Source organism: Emticicia sp. MM, from assembly GCF_001649495.1.
The window spans coordinates 68,381-91,796 of the sequence record NZ_LXHX01000098.1; the positions used below are offsets into that span (position 1 = coordinate 68,381).

General features: G+C 36.9%; 16 protein-coding genes. 9 read left to right on the forward strand and 7 right to left on the reverse strand.

Annotation, left to right across the window (positions count from 1 at the left end; translation table 11 throughout):
• Positions 1–23: 23 nt before the first annotated feature.
• The 3 genes from A6M55_RS12210 to A6M55_RS12220 are packed head-to-tail and all read right to left on the reverse strand — an operon-like array spanning position 24 to position 3,663.
• Positions 24–1,148, reverse strand: a complete 1,125-nt coding sequence (locus tag A6M55_RS12210) for a dipeptidase (RefSeq protein WP_064197865.1) — start codon at positions 1,146–1,148, stop codon at positions 24–26.
• Between the two features lie 52 nt (positions 1,149–1,200).
• Positions 1,201–2,157 (reverse strand): VOC family protein, encoded by a 957-nt coding sequence (locus tag A6M55_RS12215; protein ID WP_064197866.1) that lies wholly within the window; start codon positions 2,155–2,157, stop codon positions 1,201–1,203.
• A gap of 48 nt (positions 2,158–2,205) precedes the next feature.
• On the reverse strand, positions 2,206–3,663 hold the full coding sequence (locus A6M55_RS12220) for a subtype B tannase (RefSeq protein WP_064197867.1): 1,458 nt from the start codon (positions 3,661–3,663) through the stop codon (positions 2,206–2,208).
• Positions 3,664–3,779: 116 nt separating this feature from the next.
• Here A6M55_RS12220 and A6M55_RS12225 point away from each other — a divergent pair, with 116 nt between their 5' ends.
• Positions 3,780–4,658, forward strand: coding sequence for a helix-turn-helix domain-containing protein (locus A6M55_RS12225; protein ID WP_064197868.1), 879 nt, complete (start codon positions 3,780–3,782; stop codon positions 4,656–4,658).
• A 107-nt stretch (positions 4,659–4,765) separates the two neighbouring features.
• On the opposite strand, the gene A6M55_RS12230 is transcribed toward A6M55_RS12225, so the two are convergent.
• Positions 4,766–7,846: a sensor histidine kinase gene (locus tag A6M55_RS12230; protein ID WP_156511049.1), complete on the reverse strand. Its 3,081-nt coding sequence runs from the start codon at positions 7,844–7,846 to the stop codon at positions 4,766–4,768.
• A 102-nt stretch (positions 7,847–7,948) separates the two neighbouring features.
• Positions 7,949–8,590, reverse strand: coding sequence for a response regulator transcription factor (locus A6M55_RS12235; RefSeq protein WP_064197903.1), 642 nt, complete (start codon positions 8,588–8,590; stop codon positions 7,949–7,951).
• A gap of 163 nt (positions 8,591–8,753) precedes the next feature.
• Between A6M55_RS12235 and A6M55_RS12240 the strand changes: the two genes are divergently transcribed.
• The 3 genes from A6M55_RS12240 to A6M55_RS12250 all read left to right on the forward strand — a co-directional run bounded on the left by A6M55_RS12240 (position 8,754) and on the right by A6M55_RS12250 (position 16,257).
• A complete protein-coding gene (locus tag A6M55_RS12240) occupies positions 8,754–9,071 on the forward strand; it encodes a LytTR family DNA-binding domain-containing protein (RefSeq protein ID WP_064197870.1) in 318 nt (105 codons plus the stop codon).
• 45 nt (positions 9,072–9,116) lie between these two features.
• Entirely contained in the window at positions 9,117–15,146 is a 6,030-nt protein-coding gene (locus A6M55_RS12245; protein WP_064197871.1) for a 3-coathanger stack domain-containing protein, read from the forward strand.
• A 235-nt stretch (positions 15,147–15,381) separates the two neighbouring features.
• Positions 15,382–16,257: a family 16 glycosylhydrolase gene (locus tag A6M55_RS12250; RefSeq protein WP_064197872.1), complete on the forward strand. Its 876-nt coding sequence runs from the start codon at positions 15,382–15,384 to the stop codon at positions 16,255–16,257.
• 50 nt (positions 16,258–16,307) lie between these two features.
• Here the strand turns inward: A6M55_RS12250 and A6M55_RS12255 are convergent, their stop codons facing one another.
• Positions 16,308–18,209 carry a YgiQ family radical SAM protein gene (locus A6M55_RS12255; protein WP_064197904.1) on the reverse strand — a complete coding sequence of 634 codons (1,902 nt, stop codon included), beginning with the start codon at positions 18,207–18,209 and terminating at the stop codon, positions 16,308–16,310.
• 365 nt (positions 18,210–18,574) lie between these two features.
• Here A6M55_RS12255 and A6M55_RS12260 point away from each other — a divergent pair, with 365 nt between their 5' ends.
• From A6M55_RS12260 to A6M55_RS12275, 4 genes are all read left to right on the forward strand, one after another.
• A complete protein-coding gene (locus tag A6M55_RS12260) occupies positions 18,575–19,063 on the forward strand; it encodes a YMGG-like glycine zipper-containing protein (RefSeq protein ID WP_064197873.1) in 489 nt (162 codons plus the stop codon).
• 166 nt (positions 19,064–19,229) lie between these two features.
• Positions 19,230–19,775, forward strand: a complete 546-nt coding sequence (locus A6M55_RS12265; RefSeq protein ID WP_064197874.1) for a hypothetical protein — start codon at positions 19,230–19,232, stop codon at positions 19,773–19,775.
• A 62-nt stretch (positions 19,776–19,837) separates the two neighbouring features.
• The gene (locus A6M55_RS12270) at positions 19,838–20,452 is read left to right on the forward strand and encodes a TetR/AcrR family transcriptional regulator (protein ID WP_064197875.1); all 615 of its coding nucleotides are present in this window, start codon (positions 19,838–19,840) and stop codon (positions 20,450–20,452) included.
• Positions 20,453–20,537: 85 nt separating this feature from the next.
• Positions 20,538–21,095: an FAD-binding protein gene (locus tag A6M55_RS12275; RefSeq protein WP_064197876.1), complete on the forward strand. Its 558-nt coding sequence runs from the start codon at positions 20,538–20,540 to the stop codon at positions 21,093–21,095.
• Positions 21,096–21,264: 169 nt separating this feature from the next.
• On the opposite strand, the gene A6M55_RS12280 is transcribed toward A6M55_RS12275, so the two are convergent.
• Complete coding sequence (locus A6M55_RS12280; RefSeq protein ID WP_064197877.1) at positions 21,265–22,638, reverse strand: DUF2254 domain-containing protein; 1,374 nt, start codon at positions 22,636–22,638, stop codon at positions 21,265–21,267.
• Positions 22,639–22,983: 345 nt separating this feature from the next.
• Between A6M55_RS12280 and A6M55_RS12290 the strand changes: the two genes are divergently transcribed.
• The gene (locus A6M55_RS12290) at positions 22,984–23,328 is read left to right on the forward strand and encodes a LytTR family DNA-binding domain-containing protein (protein ID WP_064197879.1); all 345 of its coding nucleotides are present in this window, start codon (positions 22,984–22,986) and stop codon (positions 23,326–23,328) included.
• The last annotated feature ends 88 nt before the right edge of the window (positions 23,329–23,416 follow it).

A 23,416-nucleotide genomic window follows, 5' to 3' on the forward strand; every position in this document is an offset into this window, starting at 1 on the left:
TGACGCAGATTTAAACGGATTTTTTATTTTGTTGAAGCATCAAACACTCTTAAAAAGTTTGTGCTGCCTATTTTTATTATTTCTTTTTCTGAAAAACCTGTTTTTAGCATCTCAGCGACTACTTCGTAGAAAAAGCCTGATTGTTGATTTTGCCAAATTCCGTTGGTAAATTCTCCCAATCGAGGGGTGCTATTATCGTTTGGTTTGATGGCACGAGTTACTTTTGTGTCAGTGCCGATACAAACATTATCGACTCCGATTGTATCAACCATTGCTCTGATATTCTGAACATAATCGGCTGGGGTATCAGTCAAATGTCGCCATACGCCGATAACACCGCCCGCATTCGCCACAATTTTTGCTTGTTCTTTGCTAATAAGTCTTGGTTTCATCATCTGAGCCATTTTTTCGTTATTCCCAAGTCTGCTGTCTAAACTCGTATGTGTAATAATGATTGGCTTTGTTGAAATTTTCAGAGCATCATCAATGGCTTTATTTGAGCAATGCGTAAGGTCAATCAAGATTCCGAGTTTGTTGCATTCTGCTACAACCTCTCTACCAAATGGACTTAAACCGCCAAAAACAGGCTCTTTTGTGTAAATATCGCCCAACGGAACAGCAGCATCGTTATCGTGCAATAAACCTAAAACTCTCAGGCCTCTATCATAAGCAGGTTTTAGTCTTTCGATTTTTCCTTCCAAAAAATGCCCACCTTCAACTGATTGAATGATTGTGGGTTTCTTTTTTTTAAAAGCTGATTTTAGGTCTGATAAATTTAAGGCTCGCTGCAAATCATATTCTTTAAGTAAATTATCTGCCGCATCTATTCCAGCCATAAAACGATTATACCCATCGCCTTCGTTTTGAAGTTTTTGATAATCCACTGCAAAAGTCATGACTATTGCTGCCAAGCCCGACTTTTTGAAATCTGCCAATAAATTATATTTGGGCAATGGTTGGTCGGGGTAAATTCGCACATCAACATGATTATGCGTATCAATTGCCATTGCTTTGGCAACGATTTTAGCTACTTTTTCATCCATCTGATTTTGACTTCCAAAACTCAATTTTGAATTCATCAAAATGCCTGTTCCAATCAATGATACAATGAATTTTCTTCTGCTCGAATATTTTTGTTCTAACTCCATTATGATAATTTCCTTTAATATTTGCCACGAATTCAATAATACTTTATTTCACTCAAAGCAACTCTTCTGGCATTGGATTTCCTCTGGTATGAAAACTCTCTACGGTTTTTAGTCCCCATGCTTGGCCTTTCATACGTTCTTCTCTGTTCCAAACTACGGTTTCGTAGTCGGGGTCGAGAATCAATCGTGCAGTAGGGTTTGCGATTTCTATTCGGTTTCCTCCAGGTTCGTAAAGATACAAGAAGAAAGTCTGCTGAATAGCGTGCTTATGAGGCCCAGTTTCGATAAAAACACCATTTTCGAGAGCAATATCAGCGGCAATCAACACCTCTTCACGGCTATTGGTTACGTAGGTCAGGTGGTGAAGCCTGCCGTTTAGTCCGCTGTGGTCTTCTGTAATCGCCAAATCATAGGTTTTATTGTTTACCGAAACCCAAACGCCTTTTGGACCATCTTCAAATTCAATTCGTTCGGTATTTCGCCCACCCAATATATTAAACTGAAAGTCAGAAAAGGCTCGAATATCTTTTGCCAAAAGGTTTAGATGGTCAATTCTACGCACATTTGCCCCACGAGCTGGGTACTTGCTATTGGTGTTTTTGAGTGCCGACTGCATATCGCCTTGAGCTTTATATTTATGAGTATCAAAATATAATTCGCAGATATGCCCATCAGGGTAACGAAAACGATAGGCTTTACCATAGCCACATTCGTGGTCAATCCAGCCAATGCCTAAACCTGTAGCTTCAATGGCTTTTACTCGTGCTTCGAGCGACTCTTGGCTTCGTGTTCTCCAAGCAAAATGCCCGATTCCGCTGTGCTTGTGTGCGGTTAGCTTTAGCGAATGGTGTTCGTAGTCATCATACGCACGCAAGTAAGCAGAGTCGCCATCGGTTTCGGTAATGTACATTCCGAGAATATTAGTAAAAAAGCGAATACTTTCGTCTAATTTCGGTGTAAGTAGCTCTGCATGAGCCAAATGGGCGAGTTCCCAAGTAATATTTTTCATATTTTTTATTATTTGTAGAGACGTTGCATGCAACGTCTCTACCAGATATTATTTACAAATTCCGTCTGCCCAATTAAATAATTCTTCGAGGTCATAATCACCGCTGTGAGGTTTATCCCATGGCAATTCGAGATTGGCTTGATAACCTTTATTTTTGAGCATTGTTGCCAAAATCACCGAAATCGCAAACCCTGTATCTTTATCCTTTGCACCATGACGGATTCGCCAGTTTTTAGCGGTTTTGGCTTGCTTATCTCCGATATAATTCATCGGATTCATCATTTTTATAGTCTGTTTATTGGCCATTGTGGCTTTCAAATCTTTTGAATGTGTAGAAGCATAGGTTGTAAAATGCTGATTATCAATTGAAACTGTACCGAAAAGGTTATTTTCAAACGATTTATTGTCCAAAGCATCAAAAGCTGGTGGGGTTTTCATACGTTCGAGGTAAATCATGTAGGCATCATAATCAACTGAAAGTACTTTGGCACGGTTCGACGCATCGATTTCAATTTTCAAGAAACTATGTTTCGATAAATCCATACCTGCGTCTATGGCTTTTTGAGCCGATGCTACAATGTATAATTTTACCAAATCTTTAAAATTGCCATTTCCTTCTGCATCTAAACTTAATCTTTTATCTGAATCATTTTTCAGATTCAAACCATTGATGTAATTCGGAAATGCCGCTTTTAAATCATCAGAAACTTTGATTGATTCGGCATTTAATTCCCCTGCTTTTCCTCTAAAATTATAGGTATGAATTTTATTCAACTGCCATTCATAAGCCATATCGGCATTTTCTAGGTTAGTGATTGGACAATAGGCCGACACCGCAAAAATATTATCGGTGGCATTAGCCGCCCCAAGTGCTTTGAGATAAGGATCATAATCAGGGTGATTGCCCGTTGCACCCAACAAAGTGGACATTGCACCGCCCGCACTTGTGCCATTCGAGATAATTTTATTGGCATCGCCAGCCATTAATTTATCATTGAATTTTAAGTATCTAACAGCCGCTTTTAAATCAACAATTCCTGCGGGAGCTTTGCCTGTAAATTCCCCTTTTTCGTTTTTATTGATTCTTCCTCTCGCCCCAGCCGACGCCACAATGTAGCCTTTTGAAAGAGCAGTCAAAACAGTTTTATTATTATATGGAAAGCCGCCTTTTTGTTCTGGAACCACAAAAGTAGCAGGCACGGCGGGCATATAGCCCCCTACACGATTGGGGAAAAATATGGGTGCATTTTCGGCAGAATATCCATTGATAGTGCCACCAGTAAAATATTCTTCGGGAATATAAATATTAAGAATATGATGTATTAAATCTACTGGATTAGCCACATAAATGACTTTCTCGTAAGCCCTGACTTTGATGGTTTTACCATTGAAATCTTGGGTTTGAGTTTCGTATTTTGAGGCATCGAATTGAAGATTGTTTTGGGCTTTCGTAGTAAATACTGCCAATAACAAGCCACAAAAACTGCCAAATAGGGCGATTTTCATAGTTAATCAAATAGGTCTAAAATGCGTTCTAATTTCTGATACAAATTTCTTGACATTAATTGATATTTATAGGAAACTATTTTTACTTTTATGGATAAAAATCAAACATTAACTCTATGAAGCAAGAAAAGAATATTCTTAACTTTGATGGACTTTATGGCGATGATTACGGGCGGTATTCATCAGAGTATATATTCTTGGAGTTGATAGCGACTCGTAGCCAAACCTTCGATTGGCGTATCAAGCCACACATACATACGCAGCTTTTTCAAGTATTTATTGTACAAAAAGGCTCACTTCTGTTTCAAGAAGCTACCAAAGAGCAAGAACTTCATGCTCCGTGCATTATTCTGATACCGCCTACCAAACTGCATGGATTGGTGTATAATCCAGATGTTGAAGGATATATCCTGACGCTTTCAGAGAGTATCATGGAAGATATTTTTAAAACATCAAACCCGATTTGGCAAACGTATGAAGACATCAGAATTTTGAATAGTTTTGAAGAAGAAATAACCTTTGATCAACTTAAAAAACTATTGGTGAACATTGAAACCGAAATATTTAGAGAAAATCCAGAACGATTCTTGATGTTGCGTGCGTTTCTCACACAATTTTTTATTCATCTGCATCGGCTCAATAAACAAGTGGAAGCACAGAAAGGAGATTCGTTGATGATGATACATTTCCGCAAATTTCAGCACAACATCAAACATTCTGAATACCCAAAAAGTATCCCCGATTTTGCTGATGAGCTCAATATTACGCCTGTGCATCTGAATCGAGTTTGTAAGGCAGTAGCTGGAAAATCGGCCATCGAATTAGTGCATCAGAATATTATTAACGAAGCTCAAAAGTACCTGCTACATACTTCTTATTCGATTTCAGAAATTGCATTTATGCTGAAATTTGAATATCCTAATTATTTTGCGAAGTTGTTTAAGAAATACGTGGGAATGTCGCCCAATGAATTTAGGCTTCAAGATAGAAAATAAGTTTTATTTATCAAAAATAGCCTGATATACAACTCTGTCTGTGTATGAATTAAAAATTTTCGCCCAGTATATCATGCATCAACCACCCTGCGTGGAGTGAAGAAAGATTATAGTTCTAACTTAACTATGAAGCCATTTTCATAATATACACTCAATGTCGCACCAATATTTTTGGCTCTCATTTTCATGTTGTTTAACCCCAAACCATCACTATTGGTTGTTTCTTTCTCAGAACCATCATCTTGAATCAATAAATACAAGGCATTTTTTTCCTGTTTAAAAACAATATTGACATTTTTTGCGTCAGAATGTTTACAAATATTTGTGATGGCTTCCTTAAAAATCAGATAAATATTTTGTCGTTTTTCGGGGTCGATAAATTTCTTGGTATCTTCTACTTCTATTTTGAAAGTATGCTTTATGTTTTTTAGATTGAGGTTCTTTTCGGCAAATGCCCTCATTTTATCAATCAAATTTTCGTACTTATCTTTTCTTGAATCTATCGCCCAAACAGTGTCTCGCATGCGTTCCATGGCTTCGTGGCTCATATCGCTGAGTTGGAGTAATGACTCTTTTTCTGTGCCTTTGGTAGTTAGTGCCATCATCTGCGATTGCATGGCAAGCCCTGATAAAATAGTGCCGACATCATCGTGCAAATTGCTCGAAATTCGCAACCTCACTGCTTCTAATTCTCTGATTTTCTGTAAACGACTTTGTACCCTAAATCGAATATAGTAGTAAATAATGGTAGAAATTATCGCTAAATAAAGTAAATATGCTCCCCATGTTTGCCATATCGGAGGATTAATTTCGATGTTCAACTTAGCACTTACTTTGTTCCATTCACCATTGCCATTAGCTGATTTTACTTGAAAAACATACTTTTTAGGCGATAAATTAGTATAAATTGCCTCTTGTTCGTCGTGTGCTTCAATCCAATAGGTATCGTAGCCATCTAATTTGTAAGCATACTTAGTTTGGTCGGCGTTATCGAAATGCAAACCTGCATATTTCAATGTAATTTTATTTTGAAAATAGTCTAATTCGAGATTTTCAACATCATAAAGTAACTGCGTAGTATCAATCTTTCGCTTATTTTTACTTGTTGTAAAATTGGCAGATTCGATAAGAATTTGAGGTTCAGTGCTATTTTCTTTGACTTTGGATGGCTCAATGATAGTTAAACCTTTGAAACCACCAAAATAAATCTTATCATTGAGTTCAGCAACGGGGCTCGGCGAGTCAAAAGTATAATCGGCAACATTTTGTGAATAGTAAATCGACGAGCTTTTTTCTGCAATGTTATACTTTACAATACCTCGAAAACAACTCAACCAAAGTGTTCCTTTCGGAGATTCTACAATCCATTTGAAGCTATCAACGTTGTATTTTGTGGCTATTTTTAATTCTTCCAAAGTAAAATTTTCAAGATTTAAACTACACGGCTTTCCTGCAACAATGAGCCAAGCATTGGCAGATTTACCTTTATATATGTACGAAATATTTTCTTTCGACAAATCTAAGTCATTGACTATTAGTTTTTTATACGATATTTTATTAGTAGAATAATCAACCGTAGCCAAGCCATAATCGGTACAAACTATGATTCGTTGATGGCTGGGGTCGTCTATCATGCCAAGCGAATTGACAAACTTTTGTTTACTTTCATCCTGCGATAATTCTGTTATCTGAACGACCTCATTTTTCTTTTCATCAATCTTGTTTAGCCTACCCCAATGATTGATTGTCCAGACCACCCCTCTACTGTCTTGCATCATTCGGCATGCTCTTTTCAGAAAATTAGCCTTACTGCTATCAACAGGTAGCTTTGCATCATATTCTTTGAGGATTTTGCGTGTTTTTGCCTCAAAATGAACGATTTTATCTTTAAAACTCAACCAATATGAACCATCTTGGGCACCTAAAACTCCATACGTCTGCAAGTTTTTTGTACCAAAATCTATCGAATTATCGAATGTCTGAGTACTGTCGTCATACAAACTCAGACCATTTGCAGTCGAAACCAGTAATTTATTATTTGGGGCATTTGCCAAACTATAAATATTGTCGTTTCTGAGGCTGTTGGGTGTTGATGAAGCAAAAAAATCTGTGAAGTGATAAAATTTTGGTGAAGCATTTTCAAGTGTTCCCGAACTAACCCAAAACGTACCTTGACGGTCTTTGCTAATGTGTCTAACGGTATTTCCAGATATTCCTTTTTCTACGTTTACACCTTTCTTATATTGAGCAATTACTTTATTTTGACTCAAATCAAACATAATCAAGCCATCATTATCAGTGCCTAAGCACAACGTATTTTTATCTTCGAGAAACATATCTCGGATATTAACTGCTTGATTTTGCTTCAAAATCTCGTTGATTTTGATAGTTTTGATTATTTTTTCTGTAACAGGATTCCAATGAATGATGCCGACGTCCCACTCTGAAAGTAGCAACGTGCCATCGGGTAATGGAATGATGTCGGTAATCCAATCTGATAAAATTTTGAAATAATATTCTTTGTCATACCGGTAGGTGTGGTAAGTTTTTGAGGCAATGTTGAATTTTACAAACCCGAATTTCCGAGTGCCAATCCAGATATTTCCTCGCTTGTCGAGGTGCATTGCACCAAACCTTAGTTTTTCTTCGTGGAGCCACGTCGTATCTCGTATTCTCGTAATCGGGTACGTAATAATGGTGTCTTTTTTTCGGTCGAAATACTGTAATCCGCCATACGCACCAATCCAAAAATTTTTCAGCGAATCTTCGATAATCGTATGCGTACTTTGCTCCGACCAGCCATTTTCAAAGGGAGTTTTGATATGAAAAAATTTATCGGAATTTCTATCAAATCTATTCAAAAATCCACTTCCACTTAGCACCCAGAGCGTTCCGTCGCTGTCTTCAAAAAAACGACTCGCCATTTTTAAGTGAATATTCTTTTGGGCATCGTCATAATAAGGATAAAAATGGTAGCCGTCGAAGCGAGCTACGCCCTCGTTGGTGGCTGCCCAAATATAGCCAAAACGGTCTTGGTAAACATTCCAAACTTGGGTAGAAGGCAAGCCATTTTTTGTAGAAAACTGATTGAAATAAAGTTTTTCGGTGGAAGAAGAGGTGCTTTGAAGAGGAAATTGGGTAAATGCTAAAGCCGATTGTTTTTTTTCGGAACTACTTTTACAAGACAAACAAAAAATTAGGGCAAAAATGACAATGCCAAAATTTAATAGCCTGAATTGTATATTTTTTTTCAAGAATATGGCTGTTTTAAGCAAAGATATTAAAAAAAATCACCCAATTTGTCCTTTCATATATTTATTTATTGCTTCGGTCTTATTATTGACTTGCAAGATTTTATACATCTTTTTGATATGTGAACGTACGGTTTCGACCGAAATAAACAACTCTTCGGAGATAATTTGGTAGCTTTTCCCATCAACCAATTTTTCTAAAATTTCTTTTTGGCGGTCAGATAGTATCGTGGCTTTGCTCACTCGCCCACCCATGAAGTGATTGATGATTTCTCTGGCAATACTGGGCGACATATACGAGCCACCGTTGACAACGATACGAATGGCATCCACGATTTCGGAAAGGCCTGCTTTTTTTGATATATAAGAGCATGCTCCCGAACATAAGGCCTTCAATATAACATCTTCTTCTTCGTAGGTACTTAAAATTATTATATTGATTTCGGGCATCAAATCGAGCAAAATGGGCAAAGCATCTAAACCTGACATTCCGGGTAAGCCAATGTCGAGCAATAAAATATCGGATTGTTTGCTGGGATTAAAGTTTTTTTCTTGCAAAAACGCCTCCACCGAGCCTTCAACTATCACTAATTCAAACTCTTCATGAAAAGCAATAAACTTCGATACATTATCTCTGATAATTCTATTGTCTTCTATGATGCTGATTCTTGTCTTATTCATAATCATAAATTTTCTACAAAAATATTTTTTTTAGAACGAAATCCCTATCACCCTATCGGGTGATAATTAAATTATAATCAGCCATTATTTCACCTTTTAGGGTTATTTATTTTTAAAATTAATTCCTTCAATTTTGTAAAAACAACTAATTTACTTTATAAGCATGAAAACTCCTAAAATTTTAAAAGACATGAATCAAGAAAGCATCGGCTATCTTGAATCTTCCATCAATTATACTCTTTTTTATCTACGAGATGGAAAAAGTATTCTTTCCGCCTACAATATGAAAGTTTTTGAGAAGCTTTTAAACAATGATGATTTTATAAAAATAAACCGCTCAAACTTGGTCAATGTTTCTTTCATTCAAAAAGCCTTGATTCAAAAAAACGCTTGTTCTATCCTGCTTTTCAATGGCGATGCAATGTCTGTTTCTCGCCGAAGACTAAACAAACTTAAAGAAAACTATCCCCTATTATTTTAAAATCATTGAGTCAAAATCAAAGTTTTCTAAAACTATTATATTACCATGAAAACAACTTTATTTTTTAGAATCACTTTTATAATCACAATGTTTGTAGGACCATTGGCCTTTGCACAGGTAACCAATGGCAATACCTACAATATGCAAATGAATTTTGTGCAAGGCTCGTGGGATGGAGCAAATCTACACGACGGAGTAAGCCAAGCTGAGGCTTCCTTCATTTCAAGGGCAGTAAATGGTGTGGCAGGTCAACCTATTTCACAATTTTCGGCAGCATTTGGTGCAGCCAATACACCCAAGTACACTTATGGATTCGATACTTGGGTAACAGCATGGGGTCCAACGGTCACAGGCAAAATGGGTTCAGTAATTGGTGGAACTGGAACGATGTATTATGAGGTATTTGCTTGGGAAGATGATGGAGGTGACAGATATGTTTACGATTCTGGTGATGATTATGCTGGATGGGAGTTTAGGTCTGTACAGCTAACAAATTCGCTTCCTGGTGTTTGGAACAGTGAAGGTGTCCGAGGTATCAATCAAAGTGGTACTACGACTTGGATTGGCAATTATATTGTTCAACACGTTTGGCGATATACCAACGGCACAAAAGCATCTCCTTTAAATTTTGGAACCCTTTCGGCAGGAACATTGACACATACCAATGCCAACCGAGCAGCTCCTGCAGATGCTGATGCTGCCTTAGGATATACGAATGAGTGGACATCATCTACAAATTCTCTATTTAAACTTGGACAAGATGTAAGCTATAAATTTAACATTACTGGCACAACAAAGAGGGTTATTTTTTCTACGGCTTTTACCGAAACAAATTTTGATACATATCTGCATGTAGTAAAACTAAATAGTGATGGTTCTTTCAATAGTTATGTTGGTGGGGATGATGACAGTGGTGGTAGCTCCAAGTCATATAAACAATTAGACTTATGCTCAGGTAGTTATGCCGTAATTGTAGAAGGCTTTTATTCTACGACAGAGGGTAATTTCAAACTTAGTCTTCAGACATCCGATTTGCTCATCAATCCAGGTTCAGTTGTGCATACCGGGACCAATGAAAGTGTTATAGGTTTTTGTCCAGCTGCAACTTTAACGGGTTTTTCGAATTCAGTTTCAGCATCCACCCAAGCAACAAATAATACAATTACTTACGCTTGGGAGCGAAGGAACTACACAAATGCGGATGGTTATTCGGCATATACGGTCTACACAGATGCTGGTACGGGTGCATCCGCTACAAATCTGGGTAGTATGGGAACCTTTGACGCCGTTGGTTTTAGAAGAGTGGCCCAAGACTTTTGTGGGGTTCGAGCAGAAACACCCGCAGTAGGTTTTGTAAAACTAAGCCCTACTGCCAACGGTGGTACAATTGGCATTAATGGTTCGGCAACGTCACTGGTAATACCTACACCTCACGAGCAAGCCTCTGGAACGCTTACTTCAATTGCAAATGGCAGTGGGACCCCAGGATTTACTATTTCTTGGGAAAAAAATGATGGAGGAGGTTGGGTTAACGCTGGAGGAGGTACTGGGCAAACTTTTACGATACCAACATTGACGGTCCCAACGCAATATAGAAGAAAAACAACAAGCACTTGTACAAGTACGACGGCAACTTCCAATGTTGTTTCGATGAATGTTGTCTTTCCGAATGGCCAACTAACAGGAAGAGTTGTAAGTAAAACAGGGGCAGGGGTCAATAATGTTACCATTACCGCCGTCAGAACCAGCAATCCTGCACCTTCGGGTGGTGTATTAAATACTACCTATACTACTACCACAGGTGTTGATGGGATTTATACTTTTGCCCCAGTTGGTTTATATTATGGGAATACCGCTAATGGTTCGGGAGCTGCTGCTAATTTTCGTATTACACCTTCAAAAGGAATTGGACCAGCTGCCCATGTTTTTGAACAAGTTTTTTTGGATAAGACTATTTCACAGGTAGCCCCTGTGGCGGAAAATGTAAATTTTGTTGATAAAACTACATTTAGCATTACGGGTAAGGTAACCCAAGAATGTGCTACCTGTGTAAATGGAACACCCACTATTCCGATTGTTTGTGCGATTAAAGACGTTGAGTTTTTAATTGATAATACTTACTCAGGAAATAAAACCATTGCTGATGGAACGTACGGCCTTTCGGTAGATGAACAGCGGAATTATACCATAAAACCTCGTTACAAAAACCATAAGTTTGCACCTGCCAACATAGTTTTGGCAGTTGGTGAGACACCATCCATCGAAAATGTAAATTTTAAAGACACTACCACTTTTACTATTTCGGGTAAAGTATTGGCTGGTTGTGAAGAGTTTATTGGTCGGGCTACACTACGTTTTACCCAAGTTTTGCCTCCAATTAATGGCAATCCTGTATCTGGTTGTTTAATAAAAGAAATAACTACTAATGCAGTTACTGGCTATTATTCCATCAGACTTCCAGCAGGCAAATATCGAGCAAATGTGGTAAGTTTCGTTAAAGGAGGAACTGGCAATGACCTTGAAAACTTAACGATTACAGATTTTTTAAATAATCAGGTTTTGAATCAAGATTCACTAATACGAGATATTGATACAACCAATAGAGTACTCAATTTAGTTTATCCGAGAGCTCCAGTATTAGAGGTAATAGGTCTTGCTACTGTTTGTACTCCTAATACTAACCTTTGTTCAGGTCAGGGTTCAACTCCTGCCTTTTCTGTCGTAGCCCAAAATGATAGTGTGGCTTATACGATTAAAGTGTGGCAAGGTCCCGCCAAGACATGCCCAGCCAAAGATAGTATAGTTTACCTTTCTACCAATATACAGAAGGATGATACCAGTGAAGACATTTCTTTTCCGAATCCCACTGGCGTTATCGAGACAAAAATATTTGGTGGAACACCAAATATCGTCTGTCCTTATTTTAAGACATTCAATTTAAGATATACCGATATATTCAAAAGACCAGCCACAGCTATCAATAAAAATGTGGTGGTTACGGGTCTCAAAGCTGATATCGGAACATTTACCACAGTATCCCCCGAGGTACCAATAAAAGTATTACACGATCCACCAGGTGACCTAAGTTATAGTTTTTGGGAAACAAATACTACAACAGAGAATGCTTTTAGATTCTTTAAAGCCAAAGGTGGTAGCGAAAATTTATGGCTCACTTTAAAGGTAGGAGCTAAAACGTCAACTGGTATAGGGGTAGAAATAGAAAATGAAGCATGGGGTACAATTGGTGGTGGTGTTACGGTTAGTGGCAGAAATGTTACCACAGCTGAAACAATAGTTTCGGTCAGTACAACCGAACAGTTTTCGACTGCCAATAACTCAGAGGTTACTGGAGCTCAAGGAGATGTTTTCATTGGGTCAGCGATTAACTTGCTATATTCAAAAGTAAATATAATTTCCTATACACCTCCTTGTAATTTAGCAAAAACAATTGATCTCATCATTGCTCCTGATGGTTTTGCTACGGACTATGTATATTCTGAAAGTCATATTGTAAATTCAATTCTACCCACTTTAAGGGCATTTAGAGATAATCCAAGCAATACTGCGGCCCAAAAAGCAAAATTTGCCAATCAAATCTCTGTATGGGAACAAGTGATTAGTAACAACGAACGTAACAAAAAAACGGCAGCATTCGAAAAAAACAGGTCATTTGATGGGGCAGTGGGGCCTATAACCTCTACTACGACTGCAACTGCAACCCTTTCAAACACAGTAGAATTTGGTATGGAAATTAACACCGAGATAGCCTTAGAATTGGGATTTGAAATCGCTGGTAGTGGTGCAGCAGGGGGTTCGATTACAAACCTTAAAATGGAATCAGGAGAAAGTACAACTACTACCCTAAGTGGTAGCACAACAACGGGCTATGTCCTTGATGATAAAGACTCTGGTGACTTCTTTTCGATTGATATAAAAAAAGACCCAGTTTACTCCACTCCAGTATTTGAATTAGTGGCAGGTACATCGAGCTGTCCTAACGAAGAAGGAACACAGCCACGTGACGATATGCAACTGGTATGTGCTACGCCAACTCAAACGGTGAATGACCCTGCCGGCGAAGCCGAATTTGTACTCCAACTATCTAATATTAGTCAGAGTGGAGAAGCCCGGACCTATAGTTTAAGTTTTGACCAGTCAAGCAACCCCAATGGAGCTATAGTTACCATAGGCGGAAGCCCCGTAGTTGGTAGTACAAACTACACCATTGCTTATGGGGGAAGTGTGAATGTGATTGTAAAAGTAAAAAGAGGAGCATCTACTATATTTTCTTACCCAGGCCTTAAATTTAAGCTTTCGGATAATTGTGGCGGTGATATAAGTAAATCAGTAGATTTGAATGCCTTTTTCGGTAATCCATGTAGTAGTATTACATTGTTCTCACCTGTAAATGATTTTAGAATAAACACTACCATTGTTCCGATTATAATGAAGAATTATGTTGTGGCTAACCTAACCAATGTCTCTCTTGAATATTCAAACGTTGGTTCGAGTAGTTGGTTTACAGGGTTTACCCGAACCGCCGCTCAGCTATCACCCGATGCGGCAGCAGGTACGCAAGTTGATTGGAATATATCTACACTTACAGATGGTAAATACAATTTTAGATTAAAACTGCTGTGTGGTACTAACGTAGTCTATACCCCAGTAGTAACGGGTGTGATTGACCGAGTGGCTCCGATTTTGTTTGGAAGCCCCGAACCAGCCGATGATAATTATGTAATCGGTGACCAAATTTCGGCAACATACAATGAGGTATTGGGCTGTGCTAATATGAATAACACCAATTTAATTCTAAGAAATGCAAAAACTAATGCTGTTGTTTCTGCCCAATTTGGTTGTTTTGAAAACAAAATAATGATTATGCCCCTCAGTACTATGGGTGTAGCAGGTGATAGTATGAAAGTTACACTCCTAAACATCCGCGATTTAGCTGGAAACGTAAAGAGTTCATCTGATACTTGGAAATTTATACTTGGAACTTTCGTGCCTGCTACAGGTAATAAAGCTGTATCTTTAAGTCCATCAAATATATCTGCTCCTACTGAAACTAATAAAAACCCTACATTAAATAGTCCTAATACTTCCATTTCGATGCTTGAAAACGCCTCGGGCACCTTAGACTTCTACTTTAATCTACCTGCAAATGTACCTAATAATTATGTGATAAATTATGCGATTTCAGGTAGTGCAAGATATGGAGTAGATTACTCAACTTCTTTTTCTCCGAGTAACTTAACTACCGGCAGAAAAATACTGACAAATCAATTTAATGGAACAGATGGAACAATCACTATTTTACAAGGTCAAAAAACAGCTAAACTATCAATTGACCCAATTGGAGACGGTATTTTTGAAAGCGATGAAACCATCATTATTACAGTTAACGAAGGTGGAGATTATGGCATTAGTGCAAGCTACACAATGACTGCTACTATTCTCAATGATGATGCCGATGATTGTTTGAATGGAGGAAACGTATTTGTATTGAATAATAATAATATTGGAAATACTGCTATTTCAGCAGGAACTTACCATAAATCATTATTGGAAACAACAGGTACGGTTGAAACACCTAGTAATGTAACAATGAAAGCAGCCAAATCTGTAACAATGAAACCTGGCTTTCAGGTTAAAGCTGGTAGTATCTTTACCGCAAATATTGAGGGATGTCCTCCATCACCTGCTGCCTTTAGTGTTCCAATTATTGAAAGTAATAAGCAAAACTCTAACAATATTCTATTGGCTTCCAATGATGGTGGTTTTGCAGCTTCAGTTACCGAACCATCGTCAGACATCAAATTTGAACCAAATGTTTTTGCTACCGTCAATGATAAAAAAGTTTTTTTTGAGTTCAAATTAGATAAAGACGACGATGTTACACTCATGCTCTTAAATGATTTCGCTGGCGAAAAACTAAGGATAATAGATAAAGTAATTTATAAAGCTGGTATTTATAATGTTGAGATTGAAACCTCTACCCTTAAAAAAGGTGACTATTATTTACAGTTGACAACAAGAGATAAGAAAACATATCAAAAAATAACAGTAATGTAATAAAGATTAAACTTCTTATCTTAACTCTTAATGAAGTCGAGAAAATTGGTTTCCCTGGCGTAGAATTTACAAATGCTAAGACTACAAAAATGCCATAAAGCCATACTTTTTTATCACCTAAAGTTTATCAGGAAAGCCCTCATTTTTTCTATTGAGGGCTTTTTTATTTTTACTTTGAATACAAATATTTGTAACTTAGCCAATAGTTAGGAATAATAAATATCAAAAAAATCAAATGAACAAAACCCTCTTTTTTGCTCTCTTCGTTGGCATTTCTATTACCTTCGGACAAAAAAACAATCCTTTACTTCCCGATTTCAGCCAAGCGACAACCTTAAAAGGCATGAAACTCGTTTGGCAAGATGAATTTAATACAAACGGCAAACCAAATTCCAAATTTTGGAAGTCAGAAAAAGGATTTGTCAGAAACGAAGAATTACAATGGTATCAAGAAGAAAATGCTACTTGCCAAAATGGTGTTTTGCTAATTGAAGGTAAAAGAGTGCAAATTCCTAACCCAAATTTTGAAGAAGGAAACACAAATTGGCGAAAAAACAGAAAAGAAATCAATTTTACATCGGCCAGTATTCAAACCAAAGGCTTACAAGAATGGAAGTTTGGTACTTTCATCATCAGAGCCAAAATCGACACAACGCTTGGTTCGTGGCCAGCTATTTGGACTTTGGGGAATTCGGGGCAATGGCCATCTAATGGAGAAATTGATATGATGGAATTTTATCGGGTAAAATCTGAGCCAACGATTTTGGCAAATGTAGCCTACGGAACAGATAAACAATACGTAGCCAAATGGGACGATTCAAAAACGAGTTTGAAGCATTTTACCGATAAAAATAAAGATTGGGTAAACCAATTTCATATTTGGAGAATGGACTGGACTCCCGAAAGCATCAATCTGTATTTAGATGACGAATTACTCAATTCAACGTCGCTTTCAGAGACTATCAATCCTGATGGTAAAAATCCATTCTTACAACCGCATTTTTTGCTACTAAATTTGGCAATCGGTGGGCAAAATGGTGGTGAACCAAAGCCAGAAACTAAGCTAATTAAATATGAAGTTGATTACGTAAGGGTTTATCAGAAGCAATAAAACAAAAAATCGGCAAAAGTAAAATTTTGCCGATTTCATATAAATCTATATTACCATTTCTTCTTTTTCTTCTTCTTATCTCCTACCGCCACAGCTTGAATTTGCTGTTCTTTTTTCTTCGGACTTGCCAGTAATCTATCTGCCAAATCAGGTCGATTGAGTTTGTGCAATCGACTACGAATCCAACTTCTAAACTCAGGTTTGTACCAAAAAAAGAAGCGATTTTGTGCCAGCTTTTCCTCACGAGTTTTGGCTGTTTTGATAGGCTGAAGTGTGTAAGGATGCACACCCGTGTAATAAATCACCTCTGCTACAGTCATTGGTGTTGGTGTAAAATCTTGCACTTGCTCCAACTGAAAACCTAAATCTTTGGTTTCGGCGGCCAAATTAGCCATATCGGCTTCTTCACAACCTGGGTGTGACGAAATAAAATACGGAATCAACGGCTGCTTTAGATTATGCTTGTCTTGAATCTTGTCGTATTTTTCCTTGAATTTTCTAAAATACTTAAACGATGGCTTACGCATAACACGCAAAGTATCGTCTGATGTATGCTCAGGTGCAACCTTCAAACGCCCCGAAACATGGCGAGTAACGAGCTGCTCCATGTATTCGTCATGATTGCCATCTTTGTTATTTTTATTAAAATCATCGACCAATAAATCGTATCGAACACCCGACCCAACGAACGCTTTTTTGATTTCGGGATGAGCATCTACTTTTCGGTAAATTTCAGTAATTGGCTTGTGCGAGGTATCAAGATTCGAACAAATAACTGGGTGAATACAACTCGGAGCTTGGCAACGATTACAAATAGACTCGTCTTTGCCTTTCATCTTGTACATATTAGCCGACGGCCCACCCAAATCTGAAATATAACCTTTAAATTCGGGGTGTTTCGTAATCTGCTCAACCTCTTTCATAATTGAGTTTTCGGAGCGAGAAGCAATAAATTTGCCTTGATGAGCTGAAATTGTGCAGAAACTACAACCTCCGAAACATCCACGATGCATATTTATCGAAAACTTAATCATATCATAGGCAGGAATCGGCCCACGATTTTTGTATTTCGGATGTGGCAAACGAGTATAAGGCAAATCAAAAGACTGGTCGATTTCCTTTTCTTCCATTGTCTTGAAAGGTGGATTTATCACCAATGTCTTCTCTCCTACTTTCTGCAAAATTCTATTTGCTTGCCATTTATTTGATTCTACTTCTACAACTTTAAAATTAGAAGCATATTTGATTTTATCAACTAAACACACTTCGTGGCTCGCAATTTCTACCGAACTCCACCCTTTATGCTCAGGAATATCATCATGCGATTCGTGCAAATACGCAACCTGATTGATGTCTCTTACTTGCTCAAATGTTTCACCATTTTTCAAACGGCTTAATAATTCACGCAATGGTTGCTCACCCATGCCATAAACCAGCATATCTGCTTCCGAATCGGCCAAAATTGTTGGCATAAGTTCATCTTTCCAATAATCATAGTGCGTCACACGACGAAGCGATGCCTCTATTCCACCAATTAACACTGGTACATCAGGGTAAAGCTGCTTTAAAATTTTGGAATAAACAGTGGTTGCATAATCGGGTCTAAAACCCGCTTCACCACCTGGGGTGTAAGAGTCATTGGAGCGTAAACGCTTGTTGGCTGTGTAATGATTCACCATCGAATCCATACAACCTGCCGTTACGCCAAAGAAGTATTTGGGCTTACCAAATTTCTTAAAATCACGCAAATCGTCCTGCCAGTTTGGTTGTGCCACGATTGCAATTCGAAAGCCTTCGCTTTCTATAATCCTACCGATTACAGCCGTTCCAAAAGCGGGGTGGTCAACATAGGCATCGCCCGAAATCAATACTACATCAACATCGGTCCAGCCTCTTTTCTCAACTTCTTTTTTGGTAAGTGGCAACCAGTCGGTTATTGGTCTTTCTATCATATAAATAGTCTGTAATTTTTGGTTCACCGTCGGCAGTTATTGCCAAATGCTCCCCAAAAGCTATTTAGTTGTTTGATTGACTATACAATCTTATCAACTTTTTGCAAAATTACGCAAATTCTACTTAGGTTAACTAAAATTACTTGGATTTGGTTTGAAGTTTACACTAAATGAGAATATTTTGAAATAATTAATAAAAACGGCAGCTCATTTTATCAGAGTCTCATATAAACCATCCCTATTCGGGGAATATTTTCCCCAATAAATTACAAAATATAGCCTCTCCCATGATGGCACAAAAGTTTTAGGTGTAAACATAAATTGATTCAGTCAATCAATTCTCTAACACTAAAACATAGAATACCATGAAAAAAGTAATTTTGATTTTAATGACACTTACAGGAATATATGGTTGTAATTCAAAAGCGACTAATTCGGATGCTGAAATTACAAAAGCAAAACAAGCAGCCATTGACTCAATGAAGCAAGTACATTTGATAAGCCAACAACAAAGACAAATTGATTCATTGAAAATGGCATCTGAGGTAAACCCAACGAAAGCAAATACAGTCAATAGTACCTCTTCAAATGCCTATACTTCAAGTTCAAGAAGCACAACTCCTTCAACACCTGTGAGTTATGCAAGTACTAACAAGAAAAAGAAAATGAGTAATGTAGCTAAAGGTGCAATCATCGGTGCAGGTGTTGGTGCAGTAACGGGTGCGGTTGTATCTAAAAAGAAAGGTCAAGGAGCAATTGTTGGTGGTGTACTTGGTGCTGGTGCAGGAGCTGGTGTTGGTGCCGTAATTGATAAAAAACAGAAGCAAAAAGAAAACGTTATTTATTTTAAATAACATTCAATTAGATAAATAAATACGAAGGGGAAGATAAATAAAATTATCTTCCCCTATTTTTTTGAATAAGACTCGATGAAATTTTTCTGTTTGAGCAATAATTAGCAACAAATTAGTAAAAACAACGTTTTGTATGTCTAAAAATAGATTTTCTCTAATTAAATTAATGAAAAAACTAACGTTTTTATTTCTTTCTTTTACACTACTTGTATCGTGTAGAAAAGAATTTGCAAGTTTTCAGAAGTCTCCAAACATCAATTATACTTCTCCAAAAAAGTCCATAGCAATTCCTGTTAGAATTACTCAACCCGCCCCCTCCGCCCTGATTGCTTCTACACAAGATTCTTTTACTGAACCAATCAAAGTTTTTGGGTTAGAAACGAATGAGGCAATTATTCAAAAACAACAAATCCAAGATGATGGAAGAAGAAAAAACCGAAAAAATATCAGTAGAAAACAAGAAACTTTTTTTGAAAAAGTATTCCCAAATCAGCACACAAAAGACAAAAAAACTGTTAAAAAACGCCGAAAACCAGTTCCTCTTAGTTCTACTATTTATACTGGTTTTATCATTTTAGGCATTGCCATTTTGCTTGCTTTGGTTTCACTTAATTCGCTTTCATTACTTTTTGGCGTAGCTTCAATTCTCTTCCTTTACTTGGGTTTCAAAAAGTATTTCCGAAAGAAACGCCGTCGTGATATTTTTAGATAAACTATCTATTTTCAAGCAGCAAATATTTTATTTTAAACATTTTTGTCGAACAAAAATATTTTATGCCTAAAATTGACCACGACACCAAAGAAAAGATATTTGCTGCTGCCGAAAAAGTGTTTCACAGAAATGGTTTTAAAGGAACTCGCACAACCGAAATAGCACAAGAAGCAGGAATTAGTCGGACGATGTTACACTATTATTTCAGCACCAAAGAAGAGTTATTTCAAGCAGTAATGAATAATACTTTGGGAGTTGTATTTCCTCATTTGGCTCGGTTGATGGAGCAGAATCTGGATTTGGTTCAGTTAGTTTCGTTAATGATCGATACACTATGCGATTTGTTCGAAGCAAAGCCAACTTTACCAAGTTTCGTTGTAAATATCATCAACGAATCGCTAGATGTAGTGAATATGCTTGCAACAAACTCGGATGATGATTTTCCACATCGTTTAGAGGTACTTTTAAACGCTGAAAGGCAAAAAGGCAATAATATTGAATCAGAATTTACTGGAGAAGACCTGATGATGAATATTTATTCGCTCTGTGCTACTCCTTATTTGGGATATATCTACATAAAAACTAAAGAGAACAGAACTGATGAGCAAATGATGGAATTGATGCGACAACGCAGACAAAAAATCAAAAATCTAATGCTCAAGTGTCTAATGAAGTAATAATCTGAGTAAAATATTTTTATGGCCATATTGGTCATATTTTTTTAGCTTATATTAAACAATTTTGTCGAACATATTTGTTTGCATGAAAAATCAAAAGAAATACATTGGTTATCAGACCAAAGATTTGGCTCTACCACATGCCAAATTTTATAATGAAATCATCCGACCAATTCCTGAATTGGTCAAGAAAGCAAGCAAAAAGCCTGAAAAACAAGGACTTTGGTTTGAAAATGTACGGCATCTTCATAATACTGGTTACCTTGACTTAGAAATAGGAAAACGAATCACCATTAGCTCGGGTGGACATAGCTTTAGTGCCAATTTCATTAGAGAAGATGCGATTTTAATTCTGATGAAAAACTTCAATCAATACTCTGTAAATAAAGAAGCCATGACTGCCGAAGCAGGGCCAGGTGTAGGCGGAAGTGTTTTGATGAAAGCACTCTACAAAGAGCATCTATTTTTTCCAGCGGGGCATTGCAAGGGCGTTTGTATTGGTGGATACTTGCTTCAAGGTGGCTATGGTTGGAATGGCCGAATGAAAAGCCTTAAAAGCATTATTATTATTATAGTATATTCCGTTCTAATTGTTTGCCATCTAAATGCCCAAATTGTATTGATAGCACCAGCAAATCAATAGATATAGAACTACCCAATCATAACCTTAAAGTAGGCGAAAAGGTAAAGCTAATTTTTGATAAAAAACATGGGCTATTTGAAATAATGTAGAAATCAAGATAATCACTTACTATCAAACAAAAACTAAAAATAGCTTTGCTTGTGCCAGTAAGGCTACTATATCATCAATCCTACTCTCGATGGCGAAGCACAAATGCCCGATTTCGCTCATATGATTTCTTGATGGCTTTGAGTTTTTCATCCGAAAGTCCAATTTTATCAATTTGAATAATGGCTGCTTCGTAATAATCTACTAAATAATCTCTCAAACTATTTCGATGCTCAGCTCGCTTAAATGGGCAAATATTTTCTTCTTTTTTAGCCAATTCTTCGTAGTTTTCTTTCAAGAACGATAATTCCATATCTTCAACTTCTGCGAGAAGTAAAAAAAGTTTATCAGGGTCGTTTATAAATGGTAAAATATTCGTAATCGTTTTGATAAGATGCCGAACAATTATATAATCTTCTTTTCCCCAATGATAAATTTGGTCGAAAGCCAAATCGACCAACTGCTCAAAATTGAATTCTCGAATATGAATGTTTTTTTGTTGGAGTAAAGTCGCTTCTTTTGAGATTGTGTTACTCGAGGCTGCTTTTTTGATAATGTTTCCCAGATAATCAATGCAGTTGAGAGCCGTAGTTGGGTCATTGACTGCGGGTGAAATGGCCTTGATGGCAATATCAACCAATTGGCGGATGCCAAAAGGAATATCTTGCTCATAGCTACGAAACTTACTGATAATAAACTGATTAGCAATTTTTGAGAGGTTCTGTTGATAAAAATCTCGTTCGGATTCCGAACATTCAATTTCGACCAATGGCATTCCTTCCAGCACAAAACTTCCTACGTGGGGTTTTACCGAAATTTTAGATTGGCTATTTTCGGGAATTATCTGATATAAACTTTTGTATCTTATTGAATCAAGATAACCACTTTCTTTAATGACAATCAAGAGTTTATTGGACTTACTCGACTGAAAATCAGCTACATCATATAATTCGTTTATTTCTTTGATAGTCCGTTTAGCAATATTTTGCGTAATACTTGATGCATTTATATTATCAACTACGTGGTGAATAAACAGCGGAAAAACCAAAAGAATGAGATAAAACGAACCAACGATTCCGAATTTTGGGTAAATAAGTGATGCATCCGAAAGTCCAAAATATTGCAAGCCCATCAAATAACCCACACAAGCCAAAAACGACCACAGAAAAAAACGGCTGAAATGGTCATATTCAAAAAAAGAACGAATAATTCGGGGAGAAAACTGCACCGAAGCCAACTGTAAAGCCACAAATACAAATGAGAAAGTTGTTACAACCAAAGTTGCCACGATACTGGCCAATGTAGAAAGATAACCATCAAGTAGCACTCCTTCTTGCCCTTTTCTGAAAAAATGAAGAATGGTTGTCAAAATAGCTACAATAAGATAGGCAAGCATTGTTAAATATCGCCAATCTTGTTTGATGTGTTCGTGGAGTAAAAATAGTTTACGCTTCAATTGATTAAGTTAGTTTTGACCGTAAAAGTAAATAAAAGCTTTTGATTCGGATACTTCATATGATGAAATTCTTATAGAGGTTTCCGCTAATGAAAAACATTTACAACCAAAAAACAGGTATTTTTACGCATACGCCAATTGTTTTTGCCAGCTACTTTTGTGTTCAGCATTTAACCAGAAGTAACCCAAAACAATTTTGTAGATTCACAATACGATCGGCAAAAATGGGTAAAAAACGTTTTTTCAAGCATTTTGTAAGAAATGAGCTAAAAAATGTCATTTTTGAGCTAATAAAAAAAGTTTTTCATTCATTAATTTTGCCGTTATTACAACCAGCTTTGTGCCATGAAAACTCTTTACTTAACACGTCGTCATCAAATTGAAATCAATGAGATAATGTATTTGCAAAGTGAAAGTAATTATACACTGATTCATACAACTAATAAAATAAAAACGATTGCATCACAGACGCTTCACTTAGTCCACTCTTCCATTGACTACGATAATTTCATCCGAATCAGTCGTAGTCATATTCTTAATATTGAGTATATCTCAACTTATAGCCTTGAAAGAAATAAACTTACGCTAAAACTTTCAAATGGTGAAAAATTTACTGCTTCGAGAAGAAGAATTAAAAATTGTTTAGATAAAATTGAAGTAATTCAAAAAAAAAGCAATTTAAGCCTGTAAAATGAAAAATTTTATTTGTTACTGAATCACACTATTTTTTTTAGTAAAAATTTGGTTGGAGAATAGTTATCTCATGCACTATATTTGC